Origin of the sequence: Streptomyces sediminimaris (genome assembly GCF_047049295.1) — a bacterium.
In the GTDB taxonomy this organism is placed as follows: domain Bacteria; phylum Actinomycetota; class Actinomycetes; order Streptomycetales; family Streptomycetaceae; genus Streptomyces; species Streptomyces sediminimaris.
Window position 1 is genome coordinate 137,914 of sequence record NZ_JBJWOT010000003.1, and the last position, 20,309, is coordinate 158,222.

General features: G+C 69.2%; 17 protein-coding genes. 9 read left to right on the forward strand and 8 right to left on the reverse strand.

Annotated features, from left to right (window positions below):
* Positions 1 to 45: 45 nt before the first annotated feature.
* A complete protein-coding gene (locus tag ACJ9NR_RS40040) occupies positions 46 to 759 on the forward strand; it encodes a carboxymuconolactone decarboxylase family protein (RefSeq protein WP_412494633.1) in 714 nt (237 codons plus the stop codon).
* A 171-nt stretch (positions 760 to 930) separates the two neighbouring features.
* Positions 931 to 2,100 (forward strand): IS630 family transposase, encoded by a 1,170-nt coding sequence (locus ACJ9NR_RS40045; protein WP_412494635.1) that lies wholly within the window; start codon positions 931 to 933, stop codon positions 2,098 to 2,100.
* Between the two features lie 48 nt (positions 2,101 to 2,148).
* Here the strand turns inward: ACJ9NR_RS40045 and ACJ9NR_RS40050 are convergent, their stop codons facing one another.
* The gene (locus tag ACJ9NR_RS40050) at positions 2,149 to 3,609 is read right to left on the reverse strand and encodes a WGR domain-containing protein (protein ID WP_412494636.1); all 1,461 of its coding nucleotides are present in this window, start codon (positions 3,607 to 3,609) and stop codon (positions 2,149 to 2,151) included.
* Positions 3,610 to 3,724: 115 nt separating this feature from the next.
* Between ACJ9NR_RS40050 and ACJ9NR_RS40055 the strand changes: the two genes are divergently transcribed.
* The 4 genes from ACJ9NR_RS40055 (at position 3,725) to ACJ9NR_RS40070 (ending at position 7,025) form a co-directional block, all read left to right on the forward strand.
* Positions 3,725 to 4,261: an SRPBCC family protein gene (locus tag ACJ9NR_RS40055; protein WP_412494637.1), complete on the forward strand. Its 537-nt coding sequence runs from the start codon at positions 3,725 to 3,727 to the stop codon at positions 4,259 to 4,261.
* Positions 4,262 to 4,369: 108 nt separating this feature from the next.
* Positions 4,370 to 4,783, forward strand: a complete 414-nt coding sequence (locus ACJ9NR_RS40060; protein WP_412494638.1) for a hypothetical protein — start codon at positions 4,370 to 4,372, stop codon at positions 4,781 to 4,783.
* Positions 4,784 to 5,250: 467 nt separating this feature from the next.
* A complete protein-coding gene (locus ACJ9NR_RS40065) occupies positions 5,251 to 5,871 on the forward strand; it encodes an SCO family protein (RefSeq protein ID WP_412494639.1) in 621 nt (206 codons plus the stop codon).
* Between the two features lie 530 nt (positions 5,872 to 6,401).
* Positions 6,402 to 7,025, forward strand: coding sequence for a hypothetical protein (locus tag ACJ9NR_RS40070; RefSeq protein ID WP_412494640.1), 624 nt, complete (start codon positions 6,402 to 6,404; stop codon positions 7,023 to 7,025).
* 131 nt (positions 7,026 to 7,156) lie between these two features.
* Here ACJ9NR_RS40070 and ACJ9NR_RS40075 read toward each other — a convergent pair whose 3' ends face one another.
* The 6 genes from ACJ9NR_RS40075 to ACJ9NR_RS40100 form a co-directional block, all read right to left on the reverse strand.
* Positions 7,157 to 8,137, reverse strand: a complete 981-nt coding sequence (locus tag ACJ9NR_RS40075; RefSeq protein ID WP_412494641.1) for an aldo/keto reductase — start codon at positions 8,135 to 8,137, stop codon at positions 7,157 to 7,159.
* Between the two features lie 233 nt (positions 8,138 to 8,370).
* A complete protein-coding gene (locus tag ACJ9NR_RS40080; protein WP_412494642.1) occupies positions 8,371 to 9,306 on the reverse strand; it encodes a flavodoxin family protein in 936 nt (311 codons plus the stop codon).
* Between the two features lie 458 nt (positions 9,307 to 9,764).
* A complete protein-coding gene (locus tag ACJ9NR_RS40085) occupies positions 9,765 to 11,027 on the reverse strand; it encodes a cytochrome P450 family protein (protein ID WP_412494643.1) in 1,263 nt (420 codons plus the stop codon).
* Positions 11,027 to 11,722 carry an O-methyltransferase gene (locus ACJ9NR_RS40090; RefSeq protein ID WP_412494644.1) on the reverse strand — a complete coding sequence of 232 codons (696 nt, stop codon included), beginning with the start codon at positions 11,720 to 11,722 and terminating at the stop codon, positions 11,027 to 11,029. The genes ACJ9NR_RS40085 and ACJ9NR_RS40090 overlap by 1 nt, the downstream gene beginning before the upstream one ends.
* A 27-nt stretch (positions 11,723 to 11,749) precedes the next feature.
* On the reverse strand, positions 11,750 to 12,694 hold the full coding sequence (locus ACJ9NR_RS40095; RefSeq protein WP_412494645.1) for a 3-methyl-L-tyrosine peroxygenase-related protein: 945 nt from the start codon (positions 12,692 to 12,694) through the stop codon (positions 11,750 to 11,752).
* A complete protein-coding gene (locus ACJ9NR_RS40100) occupies positions 12,691 to 14,223 on the reverse strand; it encodes an aromatic amino acid lyase (RefSeq protein ID WP_412494647.1) in 1,533 nt (510 codons plus the stop codon). Before ACJ9NR_RS40100 ends, ACJ9NR_RS40095 begins: the two co-directional genes overlap by 4 nt.
* A gap of 1,198 nt (positions 14,224 to 15,421) precedes the next feature.
* Between ACJ9NR_RS40100 and ACJ9NR_RS40105 the strand changes: the two genes are divergently transcribed.
* The 3 genes from ACJ9NR_RS40105 to ACJ9NR_RS40115 all read left to right on the forward strand — a co-directional run bounded on the left by ACJ9NR_RS40105 (position 15,422) and on the right by ACJ9NR_RS40115 (position 18,643).
* Positions 15,422 to 16,339, forward strand: a complete 918-nt coding sequence (locus tag ACJ9NR_RS40105; RefSeq protein WP_412494648.1) for an IclR family transcriptional regulator — start codon at positions 15,422 to 15,424, stop codon at positions 16,337 to 16,339.
* A gap of 467 nt (positions 16,340 to 16,806) precedes the next feature.
* Positions 16,807 to 17,577: an SDR family NAD(P)-dependent oxidoreductase gene (locus ACJ9NR_RS40110; RefSeq protein ID WP_412494649.1), complete on the forward strand. Its 771-nt coding sequence runs from the start codon at positions 16,807 to 16,809 to the stop codon at positions 17,575 to 17,577.
* Positions 17,578 to 17,779: 202 nt separating this feature from the next.
* Entirely contained in the window at positions 17,780 to 18,643 is an 864-nt protein-coding gene (locus ACJ9NR_RS40115) for an MBL fold metallo-hydrolase (RefSeq protein WP_412494650.1), read from the forward strand.
* A gap of 715 nt (positions 18,644 to 19,358) precedes the next feature.
* Here the strand turns inward: ACJ9NR_RS40115 and ACJ9NR_RS40120 are convergent.
* Entirely contained in the window at positions 19,359 to 20,204 is an 846-nt protein-coding gene (locus tag ACJ9NR_RS40120) for an LLM class flavin-dependent oxidoreductase (protein ID WP_412494651.1), read from the reverse strand.
* Between the last annotated feature and the right edge of the window lie 105 nt (positions 20,205 to 20,309).

Sequence of the window (20,309 nt, forward strand, 5' to 3'; positions counted from 1 at the left end):
GGCTACAGTCGTAGCCCTACAGGCGTTCACTTATAGGGAGTCACCATGACGCTGCCGACCCAGACCACGGTCAAGGAACTCGACCCCGTGTTCGCGGAAATGGCCGCCGCGAGCTTCCGACTCACCGACTCAGGAACGCAGCTGACGCCGCGCGAGCTCACCCTGCTCAACCTCGTTGCCGACGCCTGCGAACAGGTCCTCGGAATGCCGTTCGAACTGCACGTGCGGGCCGCCCTGGACAACGGCCTCGATGCCGATGACCTACGCGAGCTGCTCCGATTCATCTCCTACGACAGCGGCTACCCGGCGGCGCTGGCCGCCTTGGAGCGGCTGGCCGAGGTCGAGCGCAAGCACGGCCTGCCCGGGCCGACAGGCCACGGCCACCACGTGAACGCGGACGGCACGGGCAGCCCCATCCCCACCGCGATGCGCGCTGAGGTGCGTGCCCTCGACTCGGGCTTCGCCGACTACATGGACTTGCAGTCGCGGATGCGCGCCGACATGTCCCGGATCAGCGTCCGCGAGCGGGCGTTCGCCACAATGACGGTGGACGTCCTCTACCAGACCCTCCAGGAGAGCTTCCGTGCCCACGTCGGCCGCGCGCTGGGCGCGGGAGCGACGCCCGACGAGATCCGCGCCGTCGTCCGCGCCACCGCAAAGTTCGGGATGACCCGGACCTGGCGCGCCCTGAACGTCCTCGACGGGCTGCTGGCCGACCAGGAGGAACCGCAGGGGAAGCAGACGGCCGGGGACGCCTGAATCGCTGTCGCCTGCACCCCGCACACGACTCGGACCGCAGGGCTGGTCCGTCATGGTGCAGGCCGCAGGCGCAGTCCAGGGCATCGTTGGGCGAGCCGGCGGCGCCACCGCGGCGCAGCAGGCTGAACAACCGTCAGTGATCCACTCCCCGAGATCGGCCGTTCTCCTGCCATGCGCATACCCTGCGCCCGCCCCGTGCTGCTGGCTGCCGCCGAGCGCGAGCGGCTGAAGAAGATGGCCTACGGTCACAAGACCGAGTACCGGCTGCGGGTCCGCGCACAGGTCGTCCTGCACGCGGCGCGAGGGCGCTCCAACGCGCGCATCGCCCGCGAGACGGGTCTGCACCTGGACACGGTTCGCACTTGGCGGGACCGGTTCGCCACCGGCGGGCTGCCGGCCTTGGCCGACCGCAAGCGCTCAGGGCGCCCCGCCCGTTTCACTCCCGTGCAGGTCGCCGAGGCCAAGGCGCTGGCCTGCCAGTTACCCGCCGAGACCGGCGCACCGCTGGCGCGGTGGTCGTGCCCGGAGTTGGCTGCCGAGCTGACCGCGCGCGGGAGCACCGATACCGTCTCCGCGTCCACGGTGCGCCGCCGGCTGCGCGAGGACGCGCTCAAGCCCTGCCAGTACCGGTCCTGGATCTTCATCCGCGACCCGGACTTCCGCGCCACGGCCCAGCGTGTCCTGGACCTCTACGCCCGCACGTTCGAGGGTGCCCCGCTGGACGAGGACGAGTACGTCCTCTCCAGCGACGAGAAGACCTCCGTCCAGGCCCGCTGCCGCTGCCATCCGGCCCTGGCCCCGGGCCGGGCCCGGGCGACGCGCGTCCACCACGAGTACGGACGCGGCGGCGCGCTGGCCTACCTGGCCGCCTACGACGTCCACCGCGCGAAGGTCTTCGGCCGCTGCGAGCCGAAGACCGGCGTCGTGCCCTTCATGGCCCTGGTCGCGCAGGTTATGGCCACCGAGCCCTACGCCAGCGCGAAACGCGTCTTCTGGATCGTCGACAACGGCTCCTCCCACCGGGGGAAGAAGGCCATAGACCGTCTGACCAAGGCGTGTCCGAACGCGGTCGTGGTCCACACCCCCGTGCACGCCTCCTGGACGAACCACATCGAGATCTTCTTCTCGATCGTCCAGCGCAAGGTCGTCCGACCTGACGACTTCACCGACCTGACCCAGGTCCGGAACCGGCTCCGAGCATTCGAAGACCTCCACAACGCCACGGCGCAGCCGTTCCAGTGGAAGTTCACCACCTCAGACCTGGACGATCTACTGGCCCGGCTCGACCGACACCCGTCCGCCGACCGACAAGAAGAATCCTCCGCGGCCCTGGCAGCCTGATCATCCCCCGAAGGACTTCCAGAGCCGACCACTAAGCGTCAGAGCGTTTCACAGCAGCCGCCGGATGTCTCCGCGCACCCGGTAGAAGCCGCCCGCCGCCGGGTGCAGGGCGTCCACGACGTAGCGCGCTCCGGGCTCGCGTATGGCGCGCGGGAACTGGACCTTCCAGGAGGAGTCATAGCCGTCGGACACCACGTGCACGCGCAGACGGCCGCTCTCCTGGACGCATTCGACGACGACCGCCCCGGCGGGAGCCCGCTCGACGGTGGCCACCGCGGCAACGGCCGTCGCCGGTGCGTAGGTCGGCAGGGCCGCGGCGAGCTTCACGTCCCGCGCCACCGGCACCGTGCCCTGCTGGGCGGCACAGACGGCGGCCTCGCTCGCGTCGACGCACACCAGCGCGCCGTCCGTCATGACCAGGTACAGACGCTCATCGTGGTACTGCATCGACAGCGCCGAGCCGCCGCCCGTGGCGAGCTTCCACAGGCGTGTGCCGTCCCGGTCGAAGCAGTAGACGGAGGACGCCGCGTCGCCGGCGAAGACGAACCGTCCGCCGGGTGAGGTGGCGCACGAATACACCGCGCCGTCACAGGCGTAGGTGGCCTGGATCGCGCCGGTCGACTTCGACAGCCGCTGGACCACGCGATGCGCGGTGCCCGCGTAGAGGGTGTCGTCCTCCTGCCAGCCGAAGAGGACGGCGCCCCGGGTGGGGGTGTGCCACAACTCGCCGGTGCCGTCGGGCGCGTAGGCCGTCACGCCCTGGTGGTGGCCGTGGTAGACGGCGCGGTCGTCGGCGCGGACCATCCAGGCGTGCTCGCCCCGGCCGCGGCGGGACCACTGGTGCTCGTCCTCGTGGTCGATGACGGTGAGCCGGCCGTCGCGGTCCGAGACGTCGAGGACGCCCTCGTGGATGTCCAGCCAGAAGATGTCGACGTCCGCGGCGATGTCGTACGCCGCGAACGGCAGCTTGGAGGACAGGTCGTAGACCTTGCCGTCGTCACAGCCCGCGTAGATCCAGAAGTCGTCCGCGACCAGGCACTTCACGCCGTCCGGCAGGCTGAAGCGGGCGAGGACGCCGCCGTCGTGGTCCAGGGTGTAGACGTCGCCCGCCTGGTTGCCGACCCAGCAGTGCTCGTCGTCGACGTGGATGCCGAACGCCGCCGAGCCGGTGCGGAACCGCCACACCACGGGCGCCACGGCACGCGCGGTGGACGGGGCGGAAACGACCTGACGCCGCGTCACCGGGCGCGGGGCGCGCTGCCCGGGAACGGCCGGGGCGTATCCCTTGCGCACCTTCTCGCCGACCTTCTTCGCGGCGGCCGTCCGCGCCTTGTCCGCCGTGGGGAACGTCGTCGTCTGCGTCTGTCCGGCGGCGCCGATCCGCCCGTACCGCACCGTCACCACCTGGCCGTCGACGGTCACTTCGTAGAACTTGTGCGCGCCGCCGTCTTCCTGCGACAACTCCAGATACGTCGTCGACACGGTGGACCCGGTTGACCCGGTGGACATGGCAGACCCCTTCCCTCGACGGATCCGCGGTCTCTCCCGCCGATCCCGGTCCTCGAACCATAGGAGGTGCCACCGACAATGGCATGATCAGTGAATCCGACACGAGGGGGACGAGATGTTCCTTGCCGACGGTCCGAGCGTGCGCTGCGACGTGCAGGTGGGGGCGCCCGTGGAACGGGTCTGGGAGCTGGTGACCGACATCGCCCTGCCCACCCTGCTCAGCCCGGAACTGCGGCGCGTGGCCTGGCTCGACGGCGCCGACCGGCCCGTCCCGGGCGCACGCTTCGAGGGCCACAACCACCACCCCATGCTCGGCGAGTGGCGGACCGTCTCGCATGTGGTCGAGCTGGACGCGCCGCGGGTGTTCGCCTGGGTCGTCACCGACGCGGACGGCCGCTACGGGGAGGCGACCCTGGACCCGGCGAAACCCATGGCGTCCTGGCGCTACGAACTGCAGGCCGAGGGCGACGGCACGCGGCTGCGCCAGACGGCCCTGATCGGGCCGGGCCGCAACGGGGTCACTCTGGCCGTCGAACGCCGGCCGGACCGGGAGGAGGAGATCGTCGCCTTCCGGCTGAAGGAGTTGCGCGCCGGGATGGAGGCCACCCTGCACGGCGTCAAGAGGCTGGCGGAGGAAGGGCGACGGCACTGAAGCGAAGGGCCTGCCCGTCAGTCGCACTCCGGCGACGTCGTCGGCCTGCCCCGCGCCACCCTGTTCCGGCACTTCGGCACCAAAGGGCGGGACACCGTCCTGGTCGACTTGAAGGACCGAGTCCACGAGATCGCCGACGTCCTCGCCTCCCGGCCCGATGACGAGGCGCCCTGGGAGGCACTGCGGCACACGTTCCACGTCATCACCGAGGCGTGGGACGAGGCACCGCAGCAGGCGCTCCACTACCTGCGGATGATCAGGGAGACGCCCTCACTGCCTGCCCGCTACGGGGAGAAACAGCTGAGCCGGCACGAACCCCTGCTGCCAGAGACGGCGCGTCGGCTGAACCCGGACGGGGACGACCTCGCAGACCCCAGCCGGACGCCCTGGTCGGATCCGCTCGCCTGCCTCGATGCGGCCGTCGCTACGTGGCCGGCGTACGAGACCGCAGTGCCCTCCTCGCTGCTGCTCGACAGCGCGATGGCCGCACTCCTGGTGCAGCTCTCCAGGTCACGTTCGTAGTCGATCGGGCTCTCGAACCCGCATACGCTGTGTAGCCGCCTGGTGTCGTAGAAGCCGGTGATCCAGGTGGCGATCCTTTTCCGGGCCTCGTACGGGTGGCGAAGGCGCGCCGGTGAACGTATTCGTCCTCCCCTCCGTCCACCAGCGTCTGGCAGGGGCCCCCGTGCGGGGTGCCGGGGAGCTCTCGCTAGCGTGGGCTGTGACCACACACTCGGCACGGCCGCCGCGTCCAGGGGCGCCACCGCCGGGATCGGGCGAAGGAAGACGATGTGACACGTGAGCAAGACCGCCTCCCCTCCCGCCATCCGTCACGCCGCAAAGGTGCCCTTCTCGCCGCTGCCTGCCTGTCTCTGGCGGCATGCGGCGGCTCGCACCGGCCGGCAGCGGCGCAGCCGGGCGGTTCTCCGGCCGGCAGCGCATCCAGGGGCAGCGCGCTGAACATCGCGCTCCCGCAGAACATCACGACCATGCCCCTGGTCGACTCGGCGGGACACAAGACGACGCTGGCCGCCTACAAGGGCAAGGTCGTCGTGATCAGCGACGTGATGACCCTGTGCCAGGAAACCTGTCCACTGGACACCGCCAACATCGTCCAGGCCGCGCGGGCGGTCGAGAAGGCCGGGCTCGCGAACAAGGTGGAGTTCCTGAGCATCACCATCGATCCACAGCGCGACACCACCGCCCAGCTCGCCGCATACCGAAACCTGTTCGCCCCGGCGCCCGCCGACTGGGCCACCCTCAACGGCAATCCGTCCGACCTGACCAAGCTGTGGAAGGACCTGGGCGTGTGGTCGCAGAAGGTGGCCGAGGGCAAGCCGCCCGCAGCGAACTGGCGTACCGGCGCGAGGCTGACCTACGACCTCAACCACAGCGACGACGTCTTCTTCCTCGACCGCAACGGCCGCGAGCAGGCCCTCCTGCAAGGCCCGGCCCACGTCGCGTCCGGCACGCGGATGCCCAAAGCGCTGAACAGGTTCATGGACGACGACGGCCACAAGAACCTCGCCCATCCCAGCTCTGACGCCTGGACCACCCAGCAGGTGCTCCACAACATCAGCACCCTCGTCCACCACCCCATTGCGCAGTAGGCGGCACCTGAGCCAGAGACGAAGACTGGTGGTGGAGATGCGGCTCGTGATGGTGGGCGACCAGGAGCAGCCGCTCGCATCACAGCGGCGGTGTCCGGTGAAAAGAGCGACGACCCCACCAAGGCGTAGAACCCCTCCACGGCCGCGGGCGGGTTGCTCGAGCGGGCCGGGGCCGCCCGGCCGACCAGCTCTGCCGGCTCACCGGGCCCACGGCCCGGGCACGTGCCCCGTCGTTCCGGCCGTCCGTGCCTGAGCTTGTCCTACCGTTTCGGCGCGGGCCCACGCCGGTCAATCGTAGGATCGGTGAGCCCGAGGACTCCGGGTGGGGCAGTGAGCCTGTCGCCGCTCGATGGCTGAAACAGACTTGGCCGGTCTATACGACTTGATCGCTGTGCAGGACAACGTCGGCAGGGCCGCCCGGAGGGACCCAGAACGACAACCGGCGGAGGCTGTCGACGATCACGTAATTCGGCTCTGTCGTCACGTGATTCCCCAGGTCCTCGCTTCAGTACAGGTCTAGGTTGGCGAGCATGACCTTGGGCGGGTGGAACTATCGCTATGTCGGACCGGCCGAGTTGAGGAGTCTCGTCCGGCGGGATGGCGAGGGTCAGAGCGTACGTTCGCCGACGGACTTCGATGCGTGGGTGTCGGCTCGGACGGCGGAGGAGTTGGCTGAGCCGTTCACCTTCGTTGTTGATGAGGCTGGGGTCCTGCGTCTCGCGCCGCGTCGCAGAGAGCACGTGGTGTGTGCCGGTGGAGAAGCGGTCCTGAGTGCCGGCGAGATCAGCTTCCGTGAGGAGTCCGGGCGGTGGGCGGTCGACGAGGTCAGCAATCAGTCGACCGGCTACTGCCCGGACATCAGCTCCTGGTCGGCCGTCGCCGAGGCCCTGGACCAGGCCGGGATCGTACGCCCGTCCGGTTTCACACACGAAGTGGTGTTCCGACGCTGCCTCTCCTGCCGGCAGCTCAACATCGTGCGTGAGGAGCACTTCGTCTGCGTCTTCTGTGACGAGGCCCTGCCGCGGCAGTGGAACGTCGACCAGTCCGAACGCCAGGCAGTGGGCGGCTTGCCGGTCGCTTCGGCCACGGCGCGGACCGGTGCCCGTGTGCCGAGCCGGGTCGGCTGGAGAGGACGGTCGCGCTTGACGCCCTGATCGAGCGCTCCCGCGGCTCCCGGCTCACCCGTGGGGCCGGAGCAAGCGCATCGGCGCCCCGGCGTGGGCAGGCGCGGCCGGAGCCGGCCGGCGGTGCTGGGCTGACGTCGAATGGCGGACAGGGAATCGCGTCATCTCAGGCCACCTTCCGGATAGCCGATGTACGGCGCCGACACCTCGTCAAGTCGCTTTCTGGCGTCGTCGGGCAGAGTGACACGATCGGCGGTGAGCGACTCGCGCAGCTGGCCGATGCTGCGGGCACCCACTACCGCGGCGGTCACGCCCGGCCGGTCCCGGACCCACGCCAGGGCCACCGCCGCCGGCGGGACACCCAGCTCGTCCGCCACCGACACCACGGCTGCGACAACCGACTCCGTGCGGCTCTCCCGCAGGAAGCGACCGACGTACCAGTTGAAGAACCAGCTGGCCTGCCGCTCCTCCGGAACGCCGGCGCGGTACTTGCCGGTGAGCACGCCCCTGCCCAGCGGCGCCCACGACAGCACACCGACACCGTGGTGGTCAGCTGCGTGCAGGACCTCACGCTCGATACCTCGTTCAAGGAGCGAGTACTCGGCCTGGACCGACGCCACCGCGGCCGCATCCGTGACGAGTGCCTGCCGCGAGGCAGCACTGGCCAGCTGCCAGCCGGCGTAGTTGCACACGCCGATGTGCCGTACCCGGCCACTGGCCACGGCGGTGTCCATCGCGTCCAGTGTCTCGTCGAGCGGGTTGCGTGCGTCCCAGCCATGCAGCTGCCACAGGTCCACATGATCGGTGGCCAGCCGGCGCAGCGAGAGGTCAAGCGCGGCCAGCAGGTGCTGCTTGGACGCGTCGATCGAAAACGGCGAGTTGCGATTCGCGACCGCCGCCGCTTTGGTGGCGAGGACGACCTCATGCCGCGAGACCACCGTGCCGAGCAAGGCACCGACGGTCTTCTCAGCACGGCCGCCGCCGTAGGCGTCGGCGGTGTCCACCAGCGTCCCGCCGGCACGCACGAACTCCCGCAACTGCTGCCGCGCATCGTCGGCCGGCGTGGACGTCCCCCAGGTCGCCGTGCCCAGGCCGAGTCGGGACACGCGGAGGCCGGAGCGGCCGAGGGCGCGATGTTCCATGGCGGGCCTCCTGAGCTGACGCGCGTTGTCCGGACAGTCGCTGGTTGTCTTCTTCCGCTGCGACCAGCGGGTTCAGGCACTCGTCGCGGAACTCGCGTGGGGTCTCGCAGCCGAGTCCCGAATGGCTGATCATGATCGCCGACATACCGGCACCCGAACTCCGGCCAGGGCACACCCTCGCCGGAGCGAGACGATACGCAGCGGTGGCGCCATCTGAGACTGGAGCGGGACGCCTACGTGACATACGGCTCGGCCTGGCGATCCGGCGAGACGACCCGGTCGTAGGCGTCGAACGCGGCAAAGCGGGCTCGGATCGTGTCGCGCTGTGCGGCGTGCCGTCGTCCCGTCTCGAGCATCTCGCGGAAATGGGCACGTTTCTCGTGCATCGAAATGATGGAGGTCGTGAGATCGGTCCAGCGTACCCGGGCGTTGTCGCCGAACTCGCCCACCGCCCCGCAGGTCGCGCATTCGACGTCGCGTCCGTGCAGCACCACCACGTCGAGGTGGCACATCGGGCACAGACCCGGATCGCCACAGTATTGCGCGTCCTCGAACGAGCGGCCCATCTGCGAGGCAACGTGACGCCCCAACAGGCCCGCGCGCTCCACGGCAGTGGGATCCAACAGAATCGAGCGTGGAGTGCCTCCGCCTGCGAACTGGACCTGGTCGACGACCGCGATCTGCATCGGCACCACCGTCACGTGCATCAGCGGCAACGTCAACGTCTTCCAACGGGCCTCCAGCGACCCACCCACGGCGATGAAGCCGGCCACCCTCGGCCTGAGGATGCGCTCGTCGGCGCGGAACGGCCCCAGTGGCTCACCACCGGCGCGCCTGGCAGCGAGGACCGCCTCGGTCACTGCGGCGTCAGCGTTCACGCCGAGCAGCCGGTCGGCCAACAGCTTGAACCTCGCGTTGATCGTGCGGCAGATGATCGGCGTGCTGATGACCAGCGCGTCGCTGCTCACCAGCTTCTCCCACAGCCACGACAGATCAGCTCCGTTCGGTTCGTTCGGGTCGCTCGGGATCCGCAGATCAGCCAGCCTGACCAGTTCAACCGTGGCGCCCACGTCTTCAGCCGATCGAAGCGCGGCCTTGAGCAGAACCTCGGCGCTGCCGTTGGGTTCACCACAGCTCAAACCAAGCAGTCGGTTGCTGCTGTTCTCCATCGATCTCACCCAACTCTTGTTGAAGAACCGCTTGTCCAGACCGTGCCGACCGGACGATGGCTCGCCGATCTGGTGCTGTGCCTTGCTTTCCGTTGCCGTTCTTGGGGATCTCGGGGACCGGCGCGATCCGGTCCGGCATCACCGATGCGGCATCCGCCCGCACAGCAACTGGTGCAGCGCACCGACGTCCTTGGCCACCGGCACCCACGTGTCCCGACTCGCACGGGACACGGCGCCCCGAGGGACATCTGCGGTCGGGCGGCAGCGCCTGCGAAGCTCGGCGTCCCGCCGCGGTGGTGGGTGCCGTAGCGTCGACCAGCTGCGTGAGTCGGTCGCTGCGGACCGCCGCACGCTCCCCCACGAAGCCAAAAGCAGCTCGCCGAGGTGTCCGCCCTGTATGCCGGGTGTCCAAAGGGTGGTCCGAGTGACATGGTGATCGTTCCCGCCGCCGGCGCGTGTCAGCCCAGCACTGCCGGGAGGCTGTCCAGCCGGCGCATGAACATGCCGGGACGCCATCGCACCTGATCCGGCGGGACGGCGAGCCGCGAGCCGGGGAAGCGCTCCACCAGCGCACGTAGCGCGATCGTCGTTTCCAGCCGTCCGAGCTCGGAGCCGAGGCACCGGTGCGGGCCGTGGCCGAAGCCGAGATGGCCCCTCGCGTCTCGGGTGACGTCGAATCGTTCGGGGTCCGCGAAGCGCACCGGGTCCCGGTTGGCCGCCGCGACGGACGCCATGACCAGCTCACCAGCGGGAATGGTCACGCCGTCCAACTCAACCGCTCGTTCCGCCAGTCGTGGTGCAAGCATCCGGAACGGCGACTCGTACCGAAGGATCTCATCCACGCACGCGGCATACCGGCTCGGGTCCGCGCGTACCGCGGCGAGCTGGCCGGGATTGCTGAGCAGGTGCAGCAGGCCGTTGCCGATCGCGCTGGTCGGCTCCGAGCCGCCGACGAGCAGGACGAGATAGGTCGACGCGAGCTCGTCGTGGTCGAGCACGCCGTCCTCGTCGTGCTTGCGCAACAGCAGGGTGAACACGTCGTCGCCCGGCTCACGGCGTTTGATCTCGATGAGACGGAGCGCGAGCTCGTGCAGCTTCCGGGTCGCCTCCTCGATTCCGGCTTTGCTCGGGGCGGTCAACATGTCGTTCTCCCACACGGGAAAGCCGTCCCGCTCGCCCTCCGGAACACCGAACACCTCTGAGATGAACGTCGTGACCAGAGGCCGGGCGAACTGATTGACCAGGTCAACGGGTTCGCCGACCGGGAGACGGTCGAGCAGCTCGTCGGCGATCTGCTCGATCCTCGGCCGGTACTGCGCGACCCGCGCCGGGCTGAACTGCCCGCTGAGCAGCGCACGCAACCTCTTGTGATCAGCGCCGTCGCGGTCCAGAAGGCTACGCCGGGAGGCGAGCGGCATCTTGGCGATCCGTTCCGGGTGGAGCACGCACTGCCTCATGACCCGCTTTCGGTGCTGCACGATGTCCTTGGAGAACGTCGGGTCGGCCAGCACGCGCCGCACGTCGTGGTATCGCGTGACCAACCACATCCGAAGGCCGTTGACCTCGGCCACGGCCGCCGGTCCGGTGTCGCGCAGCGCCGTCAGCATCGGATAGGGGTCGTGCATGAATGCCCGGGTCAACACCTTCATCGGGCATCGTATGTCGGTACTGACGGCTGGTTGTTCCGGACGACCGGCTGATGACGCGCTGTCAATGGTCATCACCCTGCTCCTGACTCGCGCTTACGGGCGATGGTCAGGCCGTCAGCGACCGCAAGCATGACCGCTTCGACCCTCCTGTCCGCGCGGACGTGTTCGTTGAAATCTCGTATCGCCCGTCCGTTGCCGGTCGCGTCGGGACGTGCGGCTTCGCCCGCGTACAGGACGTTGTCGGCCAGCAACAGCCCACCGGGCCGGACCCGCGGGACCAGCAGATCCCAGTACTCCTGGTAGCCCGGCTTGTCGGCGTCGAGGAACACCAGATCGATCTCGGGTGTTGCGGGCAGTGCTTGCAAGGTGTCCGCGGCGGGGCCCACTCGTAGCTCGATCCGGTCCGCGACGCCGGCTTCCTGCCAGGCTTGCCACGCGATGCTCGTCCACTCCCGTGACACGTCGCAGGTGATCACGCGGCCCGCGGGCGGGAGGCCGAGGGCGAACGCGAGCGTTGAGTATCCGGTGAAAGTTCCGACCTCCACGACCAGCCGCGTGGCGGTGACGGTCGTCAGCATCCGGAGGAAGACCGCCTGCTCGTGCGGGATCTGCATCTCCGCGACCGTGCCCAGGGCGAGAGTGCGTTCCATGAGCCGGCGCTGGACCGGGGTGGGCGGCTCCGCCTGGGCAAGCAGGTACCGGTACAGTCCGGGCGTCATCGGCACAGTCTTGATGTTGTCGTCCGCTGCGCCCGCGATCGTGTTCACTGGCTCAGCCATCGGTATGCCCCCTTGTCACGCACGTGGGCTCGGCGGTGGAGAAGTCACCCTCATGTGGACGCCGTCGGCGACGCGCACCACCACCCGCTTCATGTCTGACCTGATCCGTTCGATGAGGCTGCCGTCGGTGCGAAGCTGGAAGACGTTCGGGTCGAACGGCTCCAGCGGATGTAGTTCGATGTCGCAGAGGACCTGGCCGAGACGGCGCAGAAGCTGCGCCGCGCGCCAGTGAGCACCTACGTCCGTCCGGATGACCTGGAAGAACCGGTCGAACACGTCACGCTCCGACTCTGTCGGGCCGCCGCCTGAGCCCTGGCGGGCTTGCCGGAGCAGCGACACCCCGTCCCGGACCAGATACCGGGCCACGGCGATGTGCATGAGGCGGCTGTCGCGATACGCGTCCGTCACGGGTCTCACCGCCGCGCCCGGATGCCGATGCCGCAAGGTCTTCAGCAGCTTGGGGAGCGCCTCGTGGTCACGTGCCCAGGTGCCGCTGAACGCCGGATCGGCCGCCCTCATCGCCGGACGGAGGATCTGGTGGTACTGCTCGGGCGAGCAGCTTGCGGTGTAGAGCAGCATCGCCGAGTACAGATCGAGGTAGTCGGCCACCTCGAGAACCGTTGCCGAACCCGCGGTGGCCGCTGACGTCAGGTGGATGAGGGACTCGGTCGCCAACTGCCACACCACGAAGGACACCTGATGGCCGACCAACCAGCGGTAACGGATACGGTCATGCGTACCGCGCGGAGGGTGTGTCGCGGCAGGCCGGTGCCCCCGGGCCACCTGGCGAACCAACGCGAGCGCCTCGTCCAACAGTTGAGTGTCGTCGCGGCCCTGTCCCACAGGCGGCGCCCTGACCCGGCCGGGCATGGGAAGCCACAGCGGCTCGACCAGCCCCAGATCGGCCTGGGCACCGAATGCCACCCAGCAGACGGCACGACCGGGTACGGTCTCGCTCACGGCGCCACCCAGGAACGTGTGATGCTCTCGAAGTCATCGGTGAGATCGTCGAGAATGTCCGCGGCCCGGCGAACATCGCCATCAAGGGGGCGGTCGGGGTCGATCGGCTCGATCTCCGCGGCGAGCCGGTTCAGCAGTGCCTCACTCGCCGCCGCCCGAGGCTGACGGCGCCCGACGTGCCACGCCTGCCGCAGGGCAACCGCGAGAGAACCGTGCAGTATCCGCAGCAGCTCGGCCTGGCAGAGCGCATTCAGCGCCGCCTGAGTCCCGAACGGGACCACGTCCTGGTTGTGCAGATTCGTGGGCAGACTCTGCATCGAGGCGGGGGTGGATGCGCGCCGCATCTGCGCCACGATCGCGGTGGCAGCCAGCTGGACGCCCTGTACGCCATGCTGTTGGCCGGGTGCCGGCGACAGCATGGGATTGATTCCACCGTTCCGGTTCGGATCGATGAGGAGGTCCAGCTGCCGCTCCGCCAGGTTGCCGAGCTGTACTGCGGCGGTGGTCAGCAGGTCTGCCGCAAACGCCGCCGGCTGTCCGAAGAAGTTGCCGCCGTGGGCGATCTCGCCTGTCTCGGGAAAGAGAAGAGGATTGTCACTGATACTGCTCAGGTCGGCTTGGATCACGGCGTGTCCGTGCCGCAGGCTTGTGCCGACCGCGCCGACGAGCTGCGGGACGCAGCGCACGCTGTACGGTTCCTGCAGCGGTCGGCCCGGGTCGGAGTCCGTCCCGGCCAGACGCTCTCGTAGTGCCGCCCCGGCGCGCTCGGTATCAGGGTGACCGAACGCCGACAACAGTGCGGGGGAAAGGAACCGTGGAGCGCTGCCGAGCAGGTCGATCAGGACGGCGCTCAGGGTGAGCGCGGTCGAATGAGCCCGGTGAAGATGCGCGAGGGCGAACGCGGCCGCCGCGGTCGTCAGCGACGTGCCGTTGACCAACGCCAGCGCGTCACGACCGTCCAATCTCAGGGTTCGGAGGCCGGCGATGCGCAACGCTTCCGCAGCCGGCAGCCGCCGGCCATCAAGGTAGGCGTGGCCTTCGCCGCACAGCGCGCGTGCCACATAGGCCAATGGAATGAGATCGCCACTCGCTCCGAGCGAGCCCAGTTCCGGAACCGCGGGCGCGAACGTTGTTCCCAGCGCGGCACCGAGCGAGTCCATAACGTCCAGGGAGGCTCCGGAACGCCCCCTGGCCAGGGACGACAGGCGCACCAGCATCGCAGCCCTGATCAGGCCGGGAGCCAGATCCCGGCCTTGCCCGGCCGAAAGGTGGCTGAGCACGTTGTCGCACTGATCGGCACCCCCGCGACGGCCCGGGAATACGATCAGCGGCCCGAAGCCCGTCGTCGCCCCGTAGATCTGGTCGCCACTGACCAGCCGGTCGATCAAGAAGGCCCGACAACGCGCCACCCGGTCGCGAACGTCGTCGGAAAAGGCGATGTCGAGGGGTCCACGCACCCGCTCCAGCTCGCTGGGGCTGAGGGCGCGAGGAAGGGTGAAGTCCGTGCGGGTCGCTGCCGTGACGGACATGAGCCACCACCTTCCGTGGATGTTCAGTCGCCACCTGGGTCTGCGTGCCGCTTCGGCGCAGCGACTCATCCTCGGTCGCTGCGGAAAGGCCTGCCAACGGCCCGTTCCACACCGTGGAACGCCCGATTCAGCCGGCCCCGATGAAGGCGTACTTCACGGGTGGGTACCGGTCAGGAACACGGCCGTGCTGCAGCCGGTTCGGGTGGCGCGCCCGTCCCGGGCTGTCGCGAGGCCAAGCCGTGGAGCCGGTCAGGTGCGGCGAGACCGGTGCGGTACGCGGGACCCTCCTCGTCCAGGAAACCGACCCCATCGAGTTCCTCTCGGACACGTGCGGCGGCGCCGCCCACGGTGCCACCCGCACGGTGCTGAGCTCGCAGGACCGGGAGCAGCTCAACTCGGCGAACGGAGTGACCACGACCCGGCTGACCGTCTCATTCCACGGGTTGTCCTCGTGGTGCGGAAGGTGACGGCGCTGATCGGAACGGCCTGCGGCTTCTTCGAGCGCCGGGATCGGTCGCCTGTGAGGTGCCATACCTGTGTCACCGCGGCTGAGCGGGGTCTACGGGCCGATTCGTTCTGGTCGATGCCTGGGCGTGCGGCAACTGCCGCCAGTTGACGTCGCCACCGCGCCGCGGCGCCGGCGGGATCCGGGCCCGTCTCATTGGGCGTGCCGCCAGTCGTCGGCCTGGTCGTCCGGTCCGAGGGTGTGCGGAGATCGTCAACGTGATCGTAGAGTTGGAGCGCAGGCTCGGGACGACGGTGCCCGGTGGTAGCCCGGCACCACGCGTCATGCCGGTCGCACCGCATGGTGGAGGCTGGACGGGCCCCGGCAATACCCGCACCGGGCACCTCCGCCCAGCCGCTGCCGGCGTGCCGGCGGGCACCGTTCACGGCGTGCCCATCTACTAGGGCTTAACCCTAGGCACGTTCGGCCCAGGCGCCGTTAATCTCCTGCAGATGGTGGTCACCGGGCACCCCGGCCGGCACCGGACGCCCCACTCGCCCCGGGCGCGCACCCTGCAGGTGCCCGTCGGGGGCCCGTGGTGCCCGCCGACCGCTGGCGATCGACCCGCTTGTGCAGAAGCTCCCGAGGCGACGCCGTCCACCTAGAAACCGGCGGGTGGGTTACATGATGATGCTGCGAGCTCACGAACCAGAGGCCGTCGGCCGCCCCGGGGACCGGTCGACTCCGGGCGCCGTGGACAAGGCAATGACGGTGCTGTCGGAACTGATCGTCAACAACCGACCGATGCGGCTGGCGGAGCTGACCCGGCGGACCGGCCTGCCGAAATCCACAGTGCATCGGTTGGTCGGCGTCCTCCGCGCGTACGACATGGTCGACCAGCGTGACGAAGCCTACGTCCCGGGTCCCCGGCTTGCCCAGGTCAGGATGCCCACCAGCGACGCGTACCTGAAACTCGTGGGCCGCCTCGCCAAGCCGTACCTGGTTGACCTTCACGACGCGACGGGCGCGTCGACCAGCCTGAGCGTGCTCGGTGGCAAGGAAGTGCGCTACGTCGAGCGGGTCTACGGCCGTCGCTCGATCCGTACGCCGTCCTATGAGTCCGAACGGGCGCCGGCGCACTGCACCGCGACGGGCAAGATCCTGCTGGCCAGCAGCACCGACACGCTCACCGTCCTTCAGGAGGGAGAGGCTCTCGCGGCGATGACCCGGTCCACCATCACCGTGCCGACGGCGTTGTGGGCGGAGCTACGCGAGATCCGCCGGACCGGCATCGCCTACAGCCGTGAGGAGTACGTCAGCGGCGTGGTCTGCGTGGCCGCTCTGGTCATGCGTGGCACTGCACGCCTGCCGCCGGCCGCCATCGCGATCAGCGGCAAGGCCGGCGCACTTGATCTGGCCGCCGTCACCCCTCAGTTACTGCGGGCGGCCTTTGCCTTGGCCACGTCGATCCGCCAGGCCATGTCCCAGACCGGGAGGGCAGGGCAGAACACGGCGAGCCGGCCGCCCACCGGCCACCCGGATCGGACGAGGCCGGGCGCGGCCGGAGCGGACGGCTCTGCCGGCGACGCGAGCGGCGGCCAGAGACGACCTTGGGATGGCAGCCCGGCCCCCGGCTGCGACGGGCGACGCGATGAAAGGCCGAGCCGATGACGGCGGACCGAAGTCGGCTACTCGGGTGGAGCTGCGGCGACCGGCCCGCCAGTGCCGGTCGCCGCAGCTCAAGGCAGCGCCTGGCGGGGCCGACGGCGAAAGGGCACGGTCGGCGAACGTGGGTCGGGCTCTGCGGCCTGCGGATTGCCACCGACTCGAACGATCCGGAGGGTGACGATCTGTCATGGTCGCGGAGAAGCTGCTCGCTTGCGACGCGCTTGCGATCAGCACGCCGATCATCTGCCGAACGATGTGGCCTCGCCTCCATCCGTTGCAAGTCCAGCGGCAACACCCGTTACTTGATGCCGTTGCGTACGACGTGACCGATCGCGTCGAGCACCGCCCGCAGGTCATGCGCCACCGGCCGGCAACCCGGCGCATCTGCTCCGTCCCCAGCGGCACCGGCAGGAGCAGCCGGCACTGGCAGAAGAGGAGGACGACGACCGATGGCGAGAAGGGACAGGGACATGAGGAGACTGCAGGGCAAGCGGATCGTCATCGCCGGCGGCGCCTCGGGCATCGGTGCCGCTGCGGCCAAGCGGCTCGCCGAGGAGGGCGCCTTGGTGGTCGTGGGTGACATCAACCTCGCGGGAGCGCAGGTCACCGTCAAGCGCATCACCGAAACCGGAGGAACCGCGATCGCCGTCGAGTTCGACCTTGCCGACGAGGATTCGATTGAGGCCCTGGTCGACCGGACGGTCGCCGAGTTCGGCGGCGTCGACGGGCTGTACAACGTCGGCGCCGATCTGTCGGGCCAGACGCTGGGTCGCGACAGCGACCTGCTGGAGATGGACCCAGCGGTGTGGCGGCGAACCCACGAGGTGAATCTGCTCGGTTACGCCGTGACCTGCCGGGCGGTGCTGCCGCACCTGCTGGGCCGGGGTGGCGGGGTCATCGTCAACACCAGCTCGATCGCGGCGTGGCAGGGCGAGCCGGCCAGGCCGGCGTATGCCGCGTCCAAGGCCGGGATCAACGCGCTGACCCGCCACGTCGCCTGCCGCTGGGGCAAGGAGGGCATCCGCTGCAACGCCGTCTCGCCTGGCATGGTCCTGGGCGAAACCCAGAGGCAGACCATCCCCGAGCAGTTCCAGGCGATGACATTGCAGATGACCCCGAGCCCTCGGCTGGGCGAGCCGGCCGATGTGGCTGCCACGGTCGCGTTTCTCCTCTCCGACGATGCCGAATGGGTCAACGGCCAGGTCTGGTCGATCTGCGGCGGCATCAGCCTGCGTGAGTGAGGCCGTGCGCCTCGATATGCCCGGCAGCCGTTCCCCATGCACAGAGCCAGAGACGCCACACCACGATCAAGACGCTCGGACCCATCGGCAGCCGCATGATCGGCAGCGCGTTCGGCTCGCACGCCCGCCGGCTTCGACGGCGTGAGCACTCCATGGGCCTGAGACAACCGACAAGGTCGACACACCCGGGAGAGGAGACACGGTGACAACACCACTGCGGACCAAGGTGTTCATGAGCAGTGAACGGCACTTCGGCCTGGGAGTCACGTCGACGATCATTTACGGGCCCAGCCAGGCGCTGCTGGTGGACGCTCAGTTCACCCTGGCAAACGCGCATCGGCTGGTCGCCGAGTTGATCGAGACCGGCCGCGAACTCACCCAGGTCTTCATCAGTCACATACATCCAGACCACTATCTTGGCCTGGAGGTCGTCGTTCGAGCGTTCCCCGAGGCACGCGTGATCGCCTACGGTGAGATCGCTGACGAGATCAATGACGCCTTCCCATTCAAGATCGAATACTGGAGCGAGAAGCTACTCGGACGTAACGGCGCACGAACGGCCGTCCCGGTAGAGCGGATCCACGAGCCCCGACTGTGGGTGGACGGGCACGAGGTGGAGATCATCGGAGTCTTCCGGGGCGACTCGGCGCATGCCGCAGCAGTCTGGGAGCCATCCACCAGGACCCTTGTGGCTGCCGACGCGGCGGTCTCCGACACCCACGCCTGGGTCGCGGATGCGCGCACTCCCGCCGATCGGCAGGAGTGGCTGGACACTCTGGACCGGCTCGAAGCTCTGGACCCCAAGGTGGTGGTTCCTGGGCACGCTCCGAGCGACCGCCCCTACGACCCGGACAGCATCGGGTTCACCCGGCGATACCTGCGAACCTTCATCCGCCACCTGAAGGAGTCGGCAGATTCGAAAGATCTCGTCGTCCGGATGGACCAAGAGTTCCCCGGCCTCGCCGGGCATGTCGCACTGGAAAAGAGCGCTCAGATCTTGCGGGACGGCTACCGGTGGGACGGCGACTACCCGGAGTCGCTGCGCAACACGCCCGCGGTCATTTGACCACTCCGGTCCAAGGACCGTGACGCACACGGTGGCAGACATGCACGTCCTCGGCTGTGGTCATGACGTCCACAGTGGCGTTGGCGCGCTGTGAGCGACGATCCAGGCTGGTACGGGGCTCGGTGGCAGCCATCGCTTGTCGAGGACGGCCCGACGAAGCGGCCAGTGAAGCCGGCCCGGTTCTCCGGACGGTTTCGGCGCATGGCCGACTGGAAGAGGTCCGCCCGCAGCACCCGGTTCCCCTTCCCAGCGAGGAATACCGCAGCCCCGCCGTGCAGGAGTGGGAGGAGTTCCTCGGCCACTTCGAACGCCGCAGGGCCGCGCTCGCCGACTGCGCGAGCCCACGGCACCAGCTGCATCACGAGGACAGCTGCATCCGATGCCGCTGCCGCGGGCCGACCCTGGTCAGCGGCTCGCCCCCCGCCTGGCCCACATCTGCGGCAACCGCATCGCCCGCAGCACCGAAGCCGAACGCGAAGGCTGGGGCGGCCAAGCCGAAGGCCTCACAGTCAGCCTCGCCGCAGCGAACGCCAAGCCCGACCAGCGCGACCAACCTCAACGCCGGCCGAACCGGAGCCGTGGACCTCGGTATACCCGCGTTCCCCGACGTCGCCGGGCGCCAGGTCACCACCAACCACCGTCTCCACCAGGACGGTTTCGCGCGACACCCATACACCAGCCCGTCGACCGGCCGATTACGCGCGCGCTTCAAGCGTCACAGGATGTCGGCCAGGCGGTCCACCTGGTCCGGGTCGAGGCCGTAGCAGTAGAGCATGACCTCGTCGGCGCCGAGGTCGGTGAAGCGGGCGATCGCATCGCGGATCTCGGTGGGCGTGGTGAGCAATCCGGCGACCATCCGGTCGGCCATGCCGGTGAAGGTGTAGTACCGGTGCATGTTGGCCTCGGCGTCCTCAACCACGTCTTGAGGGCCAAGGGCGACGTTGACCTGCGCGACGATGCGCGGTTCGCCGTCGCGACCGTACTCTTTCCAGAAGGTGCGGACGGTGTCGAACAGGCCGCCTGCCCACGAAGGCGCCGCGGCGGCGAGAAAGCCGTCCCCCCAGCGAGCAACGCGTTCGAGCGCGACGGGCTTGAAGCCGCCGAAGAGCACCTCGGGGCCGCCGGGCCTGGCGGGCGCGGGGCCGATCGGGCCGACGCCGTCGCCGTACGGCTCGCCGGACCAGAGGCGGCGCATCACCGACATCTGCTCGTCGAGGCGTCGGCCCCGGGTGCGCTTGTCGATCCCCGCAACCTCGTGGTCATCGTCTCGGCCACCGATCCCCAGACCGAGGACCAGGCGGCCACCGGTCATCCGGTCCAAGGTGGCAGCCTGCTTGGCGAGGAGGGCGTTTTCGCGCAGCGGGGCGAGCAGCACCTCGGTCTGGACGCGGATGCGGGAGGTAGCGCCCGCGAGGACGGCGAGCGCGACCAGGGGTTCCGGGTTGTGGTACACGAGCCGGTCCAGCAGGCCGAGTGTGCTGAAGGGCCCGGCGTCGGCGCGCTGCGCCCAGGTGAGCAGGGTAGCCGGATCGCCGACGGGCAGGCCGATACCAACGTTCATGACGGAGACCTCCGAATAGAAGGGTCGACAAAGACTGCTGCCGCCCCTCCGGCACCTCAGCGAGGTGGGACGCTCCCGCTCTGCGGCGTGCTTCCGGGGAACGTC